The organism is Lysinibacillus sp. NPDC059133 (assembly GCF_042755925.1).
Taxonomy (GTDB): domain Bacteria; phylum Bacillota; class Bacilli; order Bacillales_A; family Planococcaceae; genus Lysinibacillus.
Map to the genome: position 1 here is coordinate 1 of NZ_JBHZDH010000032.1, position 13456 is coordinate 13456.

At 37.0% G+C, this 13456-nt stretch carries 16 protein-coding genes and 1 pseudogene; 7 read left to right on the forward strand and 10 right to left on the reverse strand.

Annotated features, from left to right (window positions below):
* Positions 1-228 precede the first annotated feature (228 nt).
* Positions 229-1505 (forward strand): annotated as a pseudogene (locus tag ACFXN8_RS16295) (IS3 family transposase).
* Positions 1506-1638: 133 nt separating this feature from the next.
* Here the strand turns inward: ACFXN8_RS16295 and ACFXN8_RS16300 are convergent.
* The 3 genes from ACFXN8_RS16300 to ACFXN8_RS16310 form a co-directional block, all read right to left on the reverse strand.
* Positions 1639-1932, reverse strand: a complete 294-nt coding sequence (locus ACFXN8_RS16300; protein WP_386846616.1) for a DJ-1/PfpI family protein — start codon at positions 1930-1932, stop codon at positions 1639-1641.
* Positions 1929-2177: a DJ-1/PfpI family protein gene (locus tag ACFXN8_RS16305; RefSeq protein ID WP_386846537.1), complete on the reverse strand. Its 249-nt coding sequence runs from the start codon at positions 2175-2177 to the stop codon at positions 1929-1931. Before ACFXN8_RS16305 ends, ACFXN8_RS16300 begins: the two co-directional genes overlap by 4 nt.
* Positions 2178-2261: 84 nt before the next feature.
* Positions 2262-2774, reverse strand: a complete 513-nt coding sequence (locus ACFXN8_RS16310) for a GNAT family N-acetyltransferase (RefSeq protein ID WP_386846539.1) — start codon at positions 2772-2774, stop codon at positions 2262-2264.
* A 209-nt stretch (positions 2775-2983) separates the two neighbouring features.
* Between ACFXN8_RS16310 and ACFXN8_RS16315 the strand changes: the two genes are divergently transcribed.
* Both ACFXN8_RS16315 and tkt read left to right on the forward strand, forming a co-directional pair.
* Entirely contained in the window at positions 2984-3217 is a 234-nt protein-coding gene (locus ACFXN8_RS16315) for a DUF896 domain-containing protein (RefSeq protein WP_386846541.1), read from the forward strand.
* Positions 3218-3343: 126 nt separating this feature from the next.
* Entirely contained in the window at positions 3344-5338 is a 1995-nt protein-coding gene (gene tkt, locus ACFXN8_RS16320) for a transketolase (RefSeq protein ID WP_386846543.1), read from the forward strand.
* A 161-nt stretch (positions 5339-5499) separates the two neighbouring features.
* On the opposite strand, the gene ACFXN8_RS16325 is transcribed toward tkt, so the two are convergent.
* Complete coding sequence (locus ACFXN8_RS16325) at positions 5500-5715, reverse strand: hypothetical protein (RefSeq protein WP_386846545.1); 216 nt, start codon at positions 5713-5715, stop codon at positions 5500-5502.
* Positions 5716-5851: 136 nt separating this feature from the next.
* Here ACFXN8_RS16325 and ACFXN8_RS16330 point away from each other — a divergent pair, with 136 nt between their 5' ends.
* The gene (locus tag ACFXN8_RS16330) at positions 5852-6838 is read left to right on the forward strand and encodes a serine hydrolase domain-containing protein (RefSeq protein ID WP_386846547.1); all 987 of its coding nucleotides are present in this window, start codon (positions 5852-5854) and stop codon (positions 6836-6838) included.
* Positions 6839-6857: 19 nt separating this feature from the next.
* The gene (locus ACFXN8_RS16335; RefSeq protein WP_386846549.1) at positions 6858-7505 is read left to right on the forward strand and encodes an HAD family hydrolase; all 648 of its coding nucleotides are present in this window, start codon (positions 6858-6860) and stop codon (positions 7503-7505) included.
* Positions 7506-7570: 65 nt separating this feature from the next.
* Here the strand turns inward: ACFXN8_RS16335 and ACFXN8_RS16340 are convergent, their stop codons facing one another.
* The 6 genes from ACFXN8_RS16340 to ACFXN8_RS16365 all read right to left on the reverse strand — a co-directional run bounded on the left by ACFXN8_RS16340 (position 7571) and on the right by ACFXN8_RS16365 (position 12412).
* Positions 7571-8203 (reverse strand): response regulator transcription factor, encoded by a 633-nt coding sequence (locus ACFXN8_RS16340; RefSeq protein WP_386846551.1) that lies wholly within the window; start codon positions 8201-8203, stop codon positions 7571-7573.
* Positions 8178-9215: a sensor histidine kinase gene (locus ACFXN8_RS16345; RefSeq protein ID WP_376069593.1), complete on the reverse strand. Its 1038-nt coding sequence runs from the start codon at positions 9213-9215 to the stop codon at positions 8178-8180. The genes ACFXN8_RS16340 and ACFXN8_RS16345 overlap by 26 nt, the downstream gene beginning before the upstream one ends.
* The gene (gene liaF / locus ACFXN8_RS16350; RefSeq protein ID WP_376069596.1) at positions 9212-9895 is read right to left on the reverse strand and encodes a cell wall-active antibiotics response protein LiaF; all 684 of its coding nucleotides are present in this window, start codon (positions 9893-9895) and stop codon (positions 9212-9214) included. Before liaF ends, ACFXN8_RS16345 begins: the two co-directional genes overlap by 4 nt.
* A 278-nt stretch (positions 9896-10173) precedes the next feature.
* On the reverse strand, positions 10174-11262 hold the full coding sequence (locus ACFXN8_RS16355; protein ID WP_386846554.1) for an alpha/beta fold hydrolase: 1089 nt from the start codon (positions 11260-11262) through the stop codon (positions 10174-10176).
* A 142-nt stretch (positions 11263-11404) separates the two neighbouring features.
* Positions 11405-12043, reverse strand: a complete 639-nt coding sequence (locus tag ACFXN8_RS16360; RefSeq protein WP_386846556.1) for a PspA/IM30 family protein — start codon at positions 12041-12043, stop codon at positions 11405-11407.
* 15 nt (positions 12044-12058) lie between these two features.
* Positions 12059-12412: a lmo0954 family membrane protein gene (locus ACFXN8_RS16365; protein WP_376069607.1), complete on the reverse strand. Its 354-nt coding sequence runs from the start codon at positions 12410-12412 to the stop codon at positions 12059-12061.
* A 274-nt stretch (positions 12413-12686) separates the two neighbouring features.
* Between ACFXN8_RS16365 and sirA the strand changes: the two genes are divergently transcribed.
* The gene (gene sirA / locus ACFXN8_RS16370; RefSeq protein ID WP_053483154.1) at positions 12687-13112 is read left to right on the forward strand and encodes a sporulation inhibitor of replication protein SirA; all 426 of its coding nucleotides are present in this window, start codon (positions 12687-12689) and stop codon (positions 13110-13112) included.
* Between the two features lie 100 nt (positions 13113-13212).
* Positions 13213-13431 carry a YneF family protein gene (locus ACFXN8_RS16375; RefSeq protein WP_386846558.1) on the forward strand — a complete coding sequence of 73 codons (219 nt, stop codon included), beginning with the start codon at positions 13213-13215 and terminating at the stop codon, positions 13429-13431.
* The last annotated feature ends 25 nt before the right edge of the window (positions 13432-13456 follow it).

The window sequence follows — 13456 nt, forward strand, 5'->3', positions numbered from 1 at the left end:
ACGGCGGAAGACCTCGTTAACATCAACAAGGATTTAGTGAAATAAAGTCTTTTTGTAATGGAATAAAAAAAGGATACCATCCCGATCAAGAATGTAATATGGTACCTGTAGTTAGGACATTTGAAAAAGAGTGTGCTAACTGCAGGTGTTTTTTATATACTAGACTTTCAAGATTAAAGGAGAAACCAGAGGCTACATGAGTAAAAATTTTTTTTACCAAAACAGGTACTGCAACTTCAAAAAAACCCGAACGTACAACAGGTTAGCGAACGTACGATTACCTATACAGATACATTTAAGAGTCAATTCCTTGATGAATACTTCGCAGGGAAAACACCGAGACAAATTTTTAAGGAATATGGCTTTGATGAAGAGATAATTGGAATCAAACGTATTGAACAATCAGCATTTCGTTGGCGTAGAGCATATGAAAAGAACGGCTTAAATGGCTTAAGGATACACTCAGATCTGGATCAGGAAGACCGATTAAACGCGAATTAACAGCGGGAGAAGTCATTGAAAGGCAAGCTGCACGCATTCAACTATTGGAGGGGCAACTAAATTTACTAAAAAAGCCCGAAGCGACAGAAAGGAGGCTGCTAAACGACAGCCAAAAACTAAGCACTAATAAGGTCTTTCACCTCATTTCAGATACGCTCACTCAGTTTTCATTTGAACGGCTGGTGACGTATTTTAATGACTTATTAAAGGTTTCTCGCTCAGGCTATTATAGCTATTTACAGGCGAGTGATGCACGAGCAGTGAGAGAACAGAAGGATTTAAAGGCACGCGATTTAATTTTAAAAGCCTTTGATTGTCGTGGTTATAAGAAAGGCTCTCGTTCGATTAAAATGACACTCGAGCAGGATTTTCAATGTGTGATGAGCCGAAAAAAATCCAACGTATTATACGCAAGTACGGGATTGTCTGCCCGCATCGTAAACCGAATCCATATAAACAAATGGCGAAAGCAACGAAGGAACATCGCGTTGTGCCAAATAAATTAAATCGTGAATTTAAGCAAGGTATCCCTGGGAAAGTATTATTAACGGACATCAGCTATGTGCCATATAACGGAAAGTGTATGGCTTATTTGTCAACGATAAAAGATGCCTCAACGAACGAAATTTTAGCGTACCATGTCTCAGACCGAATCACGCTCGAAATCGCTACGGAAACGATTGGAAAATTGATCTGTTATAAGCGCGTTCATCTTCATCCAGAGGCCTTTATCCATTCAGATCAAGGGGTTCACTATACAAGTCCACGCTATCAAACGTTCTTAAAAAACATGGCTTAGGTCAATCGATGTCACGCCAAGGAAACTGTTGGGACAATGCGCCACAGGAATCGCTTTTCGGTCATTTTAAAGACGAAGTAGACTTTAGCTCATTGAAGACACTTGAAGAACTAAAAGCGAAAATTAATCACTACATGTTCTATTACAATATAATCTAAAAAGGATGGCTCCTGTGCAATACAGAAACCATCTCTTAGCTGCTTAATCTCTTTTTTAGTTTGTCCTTGACTTGGGTACCACATTAATTTCTACCTCTCTTTCTCAATATTCTATATAATGTTTGAAGAGGAACTTGCCATCTTTTGCTATAGTAATCTTTTCTATCAATTAGAGCTACTTTATTCTCTGTACCAACTTTCATCAAAAGAGAGCTGTAGGGCTTTACCCACAGTAATACCAAATTGTGTAAAACCTCTACCTCTTGCAGTTATTATGTTACCATCTTGTACAACTAGATCCTCAGAGAAATGATTAAGATCGAAGAAGTCTAATTTTCTTATACCTTCTAGCGGCAATCCGACAGTATACTTTCTGTTTTTTAATACTCCAGCTTTCGCTAAAAGAGATGGAGAGCTAGAGATACTGGCAATAATTGCTCCTGTGGCATTCGTATTACTAATAAAATCAATTATTTTTGCTCATTTATTAGGTTAGCTATATCCATACAGCCTGGTAGCAACAAGCTATCGATTTCGTCAAGATTAACTTCACTTATTTGTATATCGGCTATACAAGATAACCCCGATTCCCCTTTAATTTTTTCATTGTTTAACCCAACAGTAATAATGGGTTTATCTCCTTGCATTAATATTGATAATGCCACACTCAGTTCATATTCACTAAATTGAGGATACAATAATACAGCGGTCCTTTTCATATAATTCTCTCCTCTATTTTAAAACGAAGATTTAGAAATCGACATGGTAGTATAGTAGATTTTATCAATTCCTGAAAGTGTATCTTATGCCCATTCCTCATCTAAGACAGCATAGTAGTATTCATCCCACCACTCATCTCCATTGGGTATACATTTTTTAAAATAACCCTCACGTCTCATGCCGATTTTCTCCATCACTTTATAGGAGGGGATATTTTCTGGCTGGCATGTTGCAATAATTCTATGAAGTTTCATTTCTTTAAATCCGTAGTCCAGTACAGCCCTTGCTGCTTCAGAGGCATATCCATTATTGTAATAGTTCGGATTCAATACCCAGCCAATCTCATACGTATGGTCACCAAAATATTGATGGAAAGTAATATGACCAATAACAATATTTTCACTTAGTAAAATAACAGGGAAGTATTTTGCTTTTTCATCGCTATTTTCTGAAACAAACTTTTTTGCTTGCTCCTCATTAAAAACGCCCTCCGGAATATACCTCATCACATTTGGATTTGAAGTATATTCATAGACAGCTTGCCAATCTTGAATTTCGAATTCTCTTATTAATAGTCTTTTTGTTTTGATAAACAATTCATTTTCCTCCAAACATAAATCGATTGTTGTTTTGGAACCCTATAAATCAGTTATACACTTCTAACTTCTCAAAGTCATGTAATTTATGGTATTTATTTCAAAAACATATGATTGCTAGAAAGGTTGGTATAACTGCATTTTAAGGGAATTCATGCTATACTTTGCATACCATATTCATTAAGATATGTATTGAAAGGTGTGTAATTATGTTATCAAAAGAAAAAATTAACCGAATCAATGAACTTTCTGCTAAGGCTAAAAATGGTACTTTAACAGAGGCAGAAGCTAAAGAACGAACAGCGCTTCGTAAGGAATATCTAGATACATTTAGAGCAACGATGCGTGATACAATTGAAAACGTAAAAGTGGTAGATGCTGAAGGAAATGATGTAACACCAGAAAAAGTTAAACAAGCGAAAAAAAATAAATTTCTCAATTAATATGACACATTTCTATAAAGTATGTTATAAAACGTTAATAGTATAACAAAACCATTGTTTTCTGAAGCAATGTTGACTAAACTGTAAAAGAACAATATATAGGACGAGAAAGGATGTCACAAAATAATGACTCAACATGCGGATCAACTAGCGATTAATGCTATCCGAACTTTGTCAATCGATGCAATTGAAAAAGCAAACTCAGGTCACCCAGGTTTACCGATGGGGGCAGCGCCAATGGCTTATACGCTTTGGACAAAACAACTTCGCCATAATCCGGCGAATCCAAAATGGTTTAACCGCGATCGTTTTGTACTTTCTGCAGGTCATGGCTCTATGCTTCTATACAGCCTACTTCACCTTGGGGGCTACGGCTTACCAATGGAAGAAATTCAAAACTTCCGTCAATGGGATTCATTAACTCCAGGACATCCTGAATATGGTCATACTGTTGGGGTAGAGGCAACAACAGGTCCTCTAGGTCAAGGTATTGCTATGACAGTTGGTATGGCAATGGCTGAACGCCATTTAGCAGCTACTTACAATAAACCAGGACATGACATCGTTGATCACTATACATTTGCACTTTGTGGCGATGGCGATTTAATGGAAGGTGTAGCAGCTGAAGCTATCTCTTTAGCAGGTCACTTAAAACTTGAAAAGTTAATCGTTTTATACGATTCAAACGATATTTCTTTAGATGGTGATTTAGAAAAATCATTCTCAGAAAATGTCCAAAAGCGTTTTGAATCTTATGGCTGGAACTATTTAAAAGTTGCTGATGGTACTGATGTTGAAGCAATTAACGCAACTATCGAAGAAGCTAAAAAATCAACTGGCAAGCCTACACTGATCGAAGTGAAAACTGTTATCGGTTTTGGTTCACCAAACAAATCAGGTAAAGCTGCTTCTCACGGTGCACCACTTGGTCAAGATGAGGTCGTTTTAACAAAAGCAGCATATGAATGGGCGCATGAGCCATTCCAAATTCCTGCTGAAGCATATGATACATTCGCAGCAGCTGCTGAAGTTCAAGGGGCACAACCTGAAGAAGCTTGGAATGCTAAGTTTGAAGCATATAAGCAAGAGTTCCCAGAATTAGCAGCACAATTTGAAAACGCAATGAATGGTCAATTACCAGAGGATTTCGCTTCAGAATTACCAGTTTATGAAGCAGGTAAATCAGTAGCAACTCGTTCTTCTTCTGGAGATGTAATCAATGCCATTGCGAAGAAAACTCCTTCATTCTTCGGTGGTTCAGCTGACCTTGCTGGCTCAAACAAAACAACGATGAAAGACGCTGGAGATTTCTCTGCAGATGATTATGCTGGCCGTAATATTTGGTTCGGTGTACGTGAGTTTGCAATGGGTGCTGCTATGAATGGTATGGCACTTCACGGTGGTGTTAACGTATTCGGTGGTACATTCTTCGTATTCTCTGATTATGTTCGTCCAGCTGTACGTCTTTCTGCATTAATGGGTCTTCCTGTTACTTATGTATTTACACATGACTCAATTGCTGTAGGGGAAGATGGTCCGACACATGAACCAATCGAACACCTTTCATCTTTACGTGCAATGCCAAATTTATCTGTTGTTCGCCCAGCTGATGCAAATGAATCAGCAGTTGCATGGGAGCTAGCAGTAGCATCTGAAAAAACACCAACTGTGTTAGTATTATCTCGTCAAAACTTACCTGTGCTTGACGCATCTATTGATACAGTACGTGAAGGTGTTACAAAAGGTGCTTATACAGTGTCTCCTGCTACAAAAGAAGTGGCAGATGCCATTTTAATTGCAACAGGCTCTGAGGTTTCACTTGCAGTTGAAGCACAAAAAGCACTAAAAGCTGAAGGCATGGATGTGGCAGTTGTTTCAATGCCATCTATGGATCGCTTCGAAAAACAAGATGCAGCTTACAAAGAGTCTGTTCTTCCAAAAGCTGTAACAAAACGTCTTGCAATCGAAATGGGCGCATCATTCGGCTGGCATAAATACACTGGTTTTGAAGGAGACGTTCTTGCTATTGACAAGTTCGGCGCTTCTGCACCAGGTGAATTAGTAATGGAAAAATACGGATTCACAGTAGAAAATGTTGTAGCGAAGGTAAAAGCGCTATAATTTATAAAATACCGCAATACTCAGAGGGGGTTAAATCTCCCCTGAGTGCTGCGGTATTTTTTCGCGTTTAGAAGATTTCATTAAAGAAATCCATATAGCTGCACAATGAATTAGAAGTATAGCAACAAAGTAGTAAAAGGCCTTGGAACTTCCTCCAATGTTTAGTTCATCAACAATAATCCCACTAAACCAAAGCAGCTGACCTGTGACAATGACTGAGAGACTACAAAAAGTAAACAAAACCAAATAGATACTTTTTTTACAATCACAATGATGAGTAGCAAAACAGCAAAAAGTAGGGTAGCTTCAAAAATAGGGTCAAGAAGTGAAAACGTATTTTCATTTACGAAATGCTTATAAGTAAATCGAGTATCCACACAACCCCTCCTTGAAAATAATAATGTTTTTGGTAATAAAAGGTTTTTTGATTAAGAAACTTATCTAGTATTAATTTCCATTTGGTATACAATGATAAGTGTAGCTATCGAACTAGAAATGTTGAGGTGTATTTAAATGAATTCACAAGCTATACTCACACAAGTAAAGAAAACTTTCTCAAAATTAGATTGTACAGGTGGCGGAGTTATTATTAATAAACATGGTCAAACCGTACTAGAAGAATATTTTGGTGTGCAAGGACAACAACAAGACGCCAAAAGAGTAGGACCACATACTTTTTTTCATCTTGCTTCAGTTCGTAAAACATATGTAGGATTTGCTGTAGCATATGCGATATTTCATAACTATATTGCCTCAATAGATGATACACTAAGTGATTATTTAGAGAATGAAAAAGTTTTTGCCGATGTATCAATTAGACATCTACTAACACATACTCACGGTTTACGTCGCCAAAATGAAAAAGTGATGCAGGAATTCAAAGCAGGCTATAACTGGGCATACCGAGATATCAATGTAGAACTACTTGCACAAGTCATTTTTAAAGTTACTGGAAAAAGTATTGCTGAAATTGTGGATGAGCAAGTATTTCAGACATTGTCTTTAACTGAAACAAATTGGTTCAGTGAAAAAAACGAACAGTATATAGATGTAATACATAATGATAGTCCATTTTGGTATAAAAGTGATATATGTGATGGTAGCAAAATGAATATGTATAGCTCATTAAGAGAGTTAGCTAAGTGGGGGCAAGTGCATCTTGATAAAGGGAGATTACATGGAAAACAAATTATACCTGAAGAAATCATACAGCTAATGACGACAATTCAATCCCCGAATTCTAAACCAAAGAATCTACCAACTAATGGTTTTTTCTGGTTTGTTCAGCCAGAACAGAAAGAAGGGATTACAGAGTTAAGCCCAAAATTACCACAAGGAAGCCTTCAGTTACTTGGTTATACAAGTGTTGCATTATTGGTAATTCCAAAAGAAAATATTGTCGCGGTCCGTGGATTTAATAGTTTCGGGTCACCTAAGGGGTTTGATTATATCAAGGATATTCATGATTTTGGTTCAACCGTGTATCAATCAATACTTTAACAATAAAAGGAGAGCTTGTATGAAAAAGTATAGCGTAGTTTTATTTGATTTAGACGGCACAATATCTGATCCTAAAGTAGGGATAACGAAATCAGTTCAATATGCTTTACAAAAAATTGGTATAGTTGAAGAAGATTTGGATAAGCTTGAAACGTTTATTGGGCCGCCGTTACAAGTATCATTTCGAGAAATATATGGATTGGATGATGTTCAAATACAGCAAGCGATTGCCTATTACCGTGAACGTTTTATTCAAATCGGCATGTATGAGAATAATTTGTATCAAAATATATCTTCATTATTAGAATATTTACAGAAAGAGGGATATCAGTTAGCAATAGCTACATCTAAGCCAACCGTATTTGCAGAACAAATATTACAATATTTCAATCTTAAACATTTTTTTGACCTTGTCGCAGGTAGCAACTTAGATGGTACACGTTCAGCAAAAGGGGAAGTCATCACATTTGCACGCGAACATTTTAATGAAGCGAATATCGATCAATTTATTATGATTGGAGATCGTAAATACGATATTGTTGGGGCACATGAAAATCAAATGGATTCTATCGGTGTTACTTATGGCTATGGCTCACTTGACGAATTATCGGATGCGCAAGCAACATACATAGTTAACAGTGTAAACGAGCTTCAAGAAATTTTTTAATAGATTAGGTTAAAAAAATACGAAACTGCAGAGTAAAAATGCAGTTTCGTATTTTTTTGAAAAACTTACTTCGCAATCCCATTTTGAAAAGCGTAGACAACTGCTTGTGTGCGATCTTGAACATCGAGCTTCGCTAAAATATTGCTGACATGTGTTTTTACGGTTTTTACTGCAATGTATAAATCGTCGGCGATTTCCTGATTTGCTTTGCCTTGAGCCATGAGCAATAATACTTCCATTTCACGCTCGGTAAGTTGCTCATACAATGGGGTACTAGAGCCGTGGCGCATGCGATGCATCATTTTGGATGTTACTTCTGGCTCTAAAACGGTTTCACCGCCCATTGTTTTACGAATGGCGTCAGCGATTTGCTTCGCATTTGATGTTTTTAAAATATAGCTGACTGCACCAGCCTCTAATGCAGGATAGACTTTGTCATCATCTAAAAAACTTGTCACCATCATAATTTTTGCTTCTGGCCATGCAGCTAAAATTTCAACTGTCGCCTCAGCTCCTGTCATGACTGGCATTACATTGTCCATTAAAATAATGTCTGGACGCAAGGCGAGAGCACGTTCCACTGCCTCTTTACCATTTTCAGCTTCACCTACAACAGTGATATCTGGTTGTGCTGATAGATAGGCAGATACACCGATACGCACCATCTCATGGTCATCCACTATTAACACTTGAATCATTCACTTCAACCTCCTTTTGTAAATGGGTTTTCACCTCTACAATTGTTCCTTCCCCAGGTACTGACACAATTTTGTACGTACAGCCTATCTCCACAGCGCGTTCAGCAATATTTTGCAGTCCATAAGAAGTAGATTTATCTGCTTCGACATCAAAGCCAAGGCCATTGTCCTGAATACGTAAAATGGCTAAATCATCGCGGGCAACGAGCAGTAATTCAACTTCGCTAGCTTTTGCATGGCGTAGCGTATTCGATAACGCTTCCTGTGCAATACGGAATAAATGGTCCTCCTCCGCTTTGGATAGTGACATTTCTTCAAGCTCATATTCAATATGAAAAAATACTTTTTGCTGCAGCTCAATAATTAACTCCTCAAGACCTTGTGCAAGCGTTTTATTGTGCAGAGCTACTGGACGTAAATGTAATAATAATGCGCGCATTTCAAGCTGTGCCTGTTGCACAACTTTTTCAACCTGTTTTAAGCTTGTAGGATTTTCAGCAGTTTCGGTTAATGCGGAAAGCAACATCGAAGCTGCGAATAATTGCTGTGATACAGAATCATGGAGCTCACGAGCAAGGCGTTGACGTTCAGCAATAATTCGCTCTTGAATAATTTTATCATTAGCTTCTGCACGTTCATTGGATAAGCGTTGTAAGCTTTTTCGTTGGGTATCGATTAATTCACTTGTTTGAACTAAAGCTTTTTTCAAAGGTTTTGGTAAAGGTTGTTTTTTAGGTAATACAAAATCCGGTTCAACTAACTGTTTTACGATACGGGTTGCCTGAGCCTCTCTTGCACGGGCAGTCATACTAATCCAGCTTGCAATCAGTAAACTAAGCGCAAAAAGAATGACGACAATAAAACCACCGAGTGGGATATTATTATAATTCTGCTGCCATAATGGCTCCCACGTTTTCTCGTTTGGCTCGCCCCACACAACGACAAGAAGACCGAATGCAGCACTCATCAAAATAAAAAGTAGAGTAAATATTCTCGAGATAAAGGCAATCATTTACGTAGCACCTCCAAGTCCCCAAGCCATGTTGCAACATGTATCACAAGTGTACGCTTTGCATCCTCTGGGTTTCCATCTGAGAAACTTACACTTTCATTGAGTAAGCGTTGCGGTCCAACATGTAGGCATTTTAATTCACCAAACAAGGTCGTATAGTGTAAGCGGAATGGAATTTCATATGGGATATAAATTTGTACCTTACCAATGCCTTGTCGAATTGTAATGAGACTTGTGCCAGCAGGTAAAATTGTTTGTGTTGTATCAATCGTAATGTCACCTACAAGTCGCTGAATTTGAACATCTTGCCATTTATAGGCATCTAATGGTGCAGGCATTGTGCCGAATAATTCGTTCTTCGTAGCAGGAAGTTTTTCGAAAAGCTCCAAGCCAACAACTTTGGCTTCGTTTTCTCTTTGCAAGTATTGATAGAGCATATATAAGAGAATGATGACGATAAATAAGCGTAAACTCCACATCGTAAAGAGGGCAATCGAGATAAAGAAAATTCCTGTCCATTTAAAGAAACGATTTTTTTTCGAGAAACTTAAATAAAGAAGTCCTACTCCAATCAATAGACAAAAGGCGCCACCGTTATTAAAAATTGTGAGCTCCATAAAAACGAGTAAAAAGAAGCATAGTACCCAAAAAGTGAGCTTATTAGTTGTGAAATTTTGCAAGAGGGTCACCCTTCTTTCTACGAATTGATGAGAGAAGACGAACTTCTCTTAAAATAAGATATTTCATTTTAAAATTTTTTTGTGGCTCATCCCCATAGCATAGGGTTGATTTCCGTTCCGGCTGGGCGCTTTCCTGGGGGCGTCCGATGAGCCGCTTCACTCGCGCTGCTCGCTCCAGAGTCTCATCCGTGACGCTGATCCCCAAGGAGTCGCCCAGCCTCCACTCCAATCAACTTAATACATGGCAAATGTCTTCCAAATTTTTGGTGATGGGCCTTTTAATGATTTTCAAGCATTTTTTTGAATGTATCATTTAGCAATGTGGAATCGAGTGTATTTGGATAATGAGCGGAGTGCTCTAAAGTGATAAATTCCTTACCATTCGGTGCATCTAATAGTTCATAATATTGCTTTGCTAATTCATAATTCGTCTGTTTATCATATTTACCTTGTATTAAATAAACGGGTATATCTATACTTTTTACAGAATCAAAAAAATTAGTATGGATAATTTCTTTTTTTAGTTCTTGGCTTTTTATAAGGCTAAATTGTGGCCCTGAAATAAATGCTTTATACAGATCCTGTAAAGAGTAATCAGGGGAAGTAAATGCCCCTTTTATCAAGTCAAAGAGATTCACTTTCTTTATCGAATCATCAAAATAATTCATGCCTTTATACTGATTGATAAGATCGCTAAATTGATCCTCATCTTTTGCTAAATAAGGACCCTCGCCTATATCTTTTAAAATTTGGAGTGTTTTTTTATCTCCATTAGCTAGTGCTTCACTATGTAACCAATTGTAGCCAAGTTCTTGACCTTTACTAATATTTGTTACTTGAGAAATGCCCAAATAGGCATGAAACTTATCAGGATAATTAGATACTAATTGAGTTCCAATTACTGTACCGAAGGACTGACCAATGACAAATATTTTTTCCTGTTGATAATGTTCTCTAATAGTATCAACTATTATAGTAGCATCTTTTGTAAATTGAGAAAGGGTCAGTGTATTATTCGTTAATTTCTTGTTAAAACTTTTTCCGGAACCTCTTTGATCATAATAAACTGCTACGCAATTTTCGGTTATTTCAGGATGCAATGTTCGAGCACTCACGCCATAGGGGAATGGTGATCCTGGCCCACCATGTAGGAATAAACAAAATGGTTTCTCCTTATCTTTTCCTTCAATTAATATATATTGTTTATCGCCATTTACATTGATTTCCTTTAATTCGCTAATACCACCATTTTCAATAATTGCAGCACTTTTTTGTTTAATTTGTTGTTGTACAGTAAAGCGATAACCTACTAACATGATTATAAGTACTATAAGAATAAAAAAAGCAAAAAGACATATTTTAATCATAGGACTAAACCACTTTCTGTTTACATTTTTTTCATTAAGATTATTTTCTCTATCTCTTTTTGGTCACATTCAAAAGCTTTTTCTTCAAAGAAATAGGATGCTTCAATAATTGAGGCATCCCTTATTTCTTTTATTATAACATTTATTTGCTTTCAATTAGCAGTGGTGCGTTATCTTCTGTGACATTTTTTTCTAGCTGTGCAAGACGAGTCTCGAAAGATGTTACTTCATGATCTTTGTCGATTTGGTAAGCAAGTTTATCGATGTATGATTCTAAATCTTCAAAGTTGGTTTTATTGTTTTTAGCAATCATACCGTCCATTTGATGGTGAGCGCGTGTGACGTTTTCTTTGCCCATAAGCTGTAATTGACGCACTTTCATATCTTTAATTTTGTGTTTCATCGTTTCAAATTTGCGTTCAAGCTCGAAGTATTCACGTGTACTTGCTTCAATACTAGTTTGTAATGTATTGTTGCGTGCTGTGTAAGCAGCTACTTCATCAGTAGCAAAATCGATTAAATCTTGCTCCCCACTAGTAGAAGCTAATTTAAGTTGAGCCTCACGTTTAGCTAGTAAATCTGCATTTTGTTTAAATTCCTGCTCGAGTTTTTCCTTTAATTGACCTTGACGCTCTAATAATTTTCCAGTTTGCTCTGTTTGTTTTTCTGCTTCACGAATGTATTGGTTTAACATTCCGATTGGATTTTTTTGTTCCTTCTTATCAAATAAATGATGTAAATCTGCCTCTATAGTATATCTAAAGCGTTGAAATAAGTTCATGTAAATTCGCTCCTTTTATTTTGTTAAGTTAGACCATTCTTTTTCAAAGTTTGTAAACGGATCTTCTTTTTTAGCTTCAATTGTTGGGATTTTTACATCTTCGTTGTTCCATTTTTTATAGATAACATAGATAACAGCGATTGCTGCTAAACCAACCATTGCTGGGATATTAGATATTGCTGATAGAACACCTATCAGACCTACTGTAAACCATAAGATTTTGCCGAATGTCGATTTACTCGCAGCGTAGAAGTGCATACCGAGTGCTACAAACAATCCTGAAAATAGTAGACCTGCAAGCGGTGCAGTCAAAGCAAGTGCGACACATCCTGCGATAAAGCCTCCTATTAGTAGAAAAAATTTTCTCATATGTTTTAGCTCCTTTCGTTGATATCTTTATATTACCTATTAGCGCGCTTTGCTAAAACGGACTGGAAATTGATTTTACTCTAGGTCTTGAGGCTGAGAGTATTCTAAGCACTGTAGAAAAAGCAAAAATGCAATTAGCCATAAAGCATTTAATAGAACTGAAAGTAGAAAGTTTTCGACAAAAATAGAAGATGAATGCCTCCTTCGTTTGACAAATTAAAGAGTTTGGATGAGCTATACTTATGAAAAAGAAATGAGCGAAGGAGGATTTCTAGTGAGAACCTATTCCATATATAAAATAAAAGAAGAGCATTTAACGTTTATTTTCGGCAGAGAGCGTAAGTTATTAGAAATGATGCAAGGCTGTGAAGACGCTAACGAGAAATCCTTAAAAGAACTTGCATATATATGTGAAACCGTTCGCTTCGATGAGATAGCTACGATGCTAGAGGCGCAACTAGATTCTAAGTATGCACATTTAGAGAGAGCTCGTAATGCATTATTTTTAGAACATCCTATAAAAGGAAAAATGGCTATTTATTTAGTGGAACGCAAAATTTGTGTCTATTGTGAGGGTTCACGGATGCTTGATTTAGATCTATTCCAAATGCTTGCAAAGATGAGCGAGCGCTTTATTGCATTTAATAAACAAGATAATGAGTGTGGATGGCTAAAGCCAATGAAGTATACAATGCATTAGGAAATTTCACTACAATATATAGTAACACGCTAATATTTGGTGTATAATGGAGCGTGGAGAGTTTTTTTCTCGGTATATTGTAGTGGAGGAGGTTGGTTGTATGCCTACATGGGGCTGGATTATTATTGTAATTATCGCATTAGCAGCGGGCGCGGCACTTGGTTTCTTTTTAGCTCGTCAAGCTATGATGAAATATTTGAAAGAAAACCCACCAATTAATGAGCAAATGATTCGTATGATGATGGCGCAAATGGGACGTACACCGTCTGAAAAGCAAGTACGCCAAATGATGTCACAAATGAATAAAATCCAAAAATAAGAGGGATTTTTAAAGAACAACTAGT

Bases quoted from the DNA above. Each gene is read 5' to 3' on its own strand.
- ACFXN8_RS16305 (WP_386846537.1), bottom strand. From the start codon at position 2,177: ATGAAAAGGACCGCTGTATTATTGTATCCTCAATTTAGTGAATATGAA.
- ACFXN8_RS16315 (WP_386846541.1), top strand. From the start codon at position 2,984: ATGTTATCAAAAGAAAAAATTAACCGAATCAATGAACTTTCTGCTAAG.
- tkt (WP_386846543.1), top strand. From the start codon at position 3,344: ATGACTCAACATGCGGATCAACTAGCGATTAATGCTATCCGAACTTTG.
- ACFXN8_RS16330 (WP_386846547.1), top strand. From the start codon at position 5,852: ATGAATTCACAAGCTATACTCACACAAGTAAAGAAAACTTTCTCAAAA.
- ACFXN8_RS16335 (WP_386846549.1), top strand. From the start codon at position 6,858: ATGAAAAAGTATAGCGTAGTTTTATTTGATTTAGACGGCACAATATCT.
- ACFXN8_RS16340 (WP_386846551.1), bottom strand. From the start codon at position 8,203: ATGATTCAAGTGTTAATAGTGGATGACCATGAGATGGTGCGTATCGGT.
- ACFXN8_RS16345 (WP_376069593.1), bottom strand. From the start codon at position 9,215: ATGATTGCCTTTATCTCGAGAATATTTACTCTACTTTTTATTTTGATG.
- ACFXN8_RS16355 (WP_386846554.1), bottom strand. From the start codon at position 11,262: ATGATTAAAATATGTCTTTTTGCTTTTTTTATTCTTATAGTACTTATA.
- ACFXN8_RS16360 (WP_386846556.1), bottom strand. From the start codon at position 12,043: ATGAACTTATTTCAACGCTTTAGATATACTATAGAGGCAGATTTACAT.
- ACFXN8_RS16365 (WP_376069607.1), bottom strand. From the start codon at position 12,412: ATGAGAAAATTTTTTCTACTAATAGGAGGCTTTATCGCAGGATGTGTC.
- ACFXN8_RS16375 (WP_386846558.1), top strand. From the start codon at position 13,213: ATGCCTACATGGGGCTGGATTATTATTGTAATTATCGCATTAGCAGCG.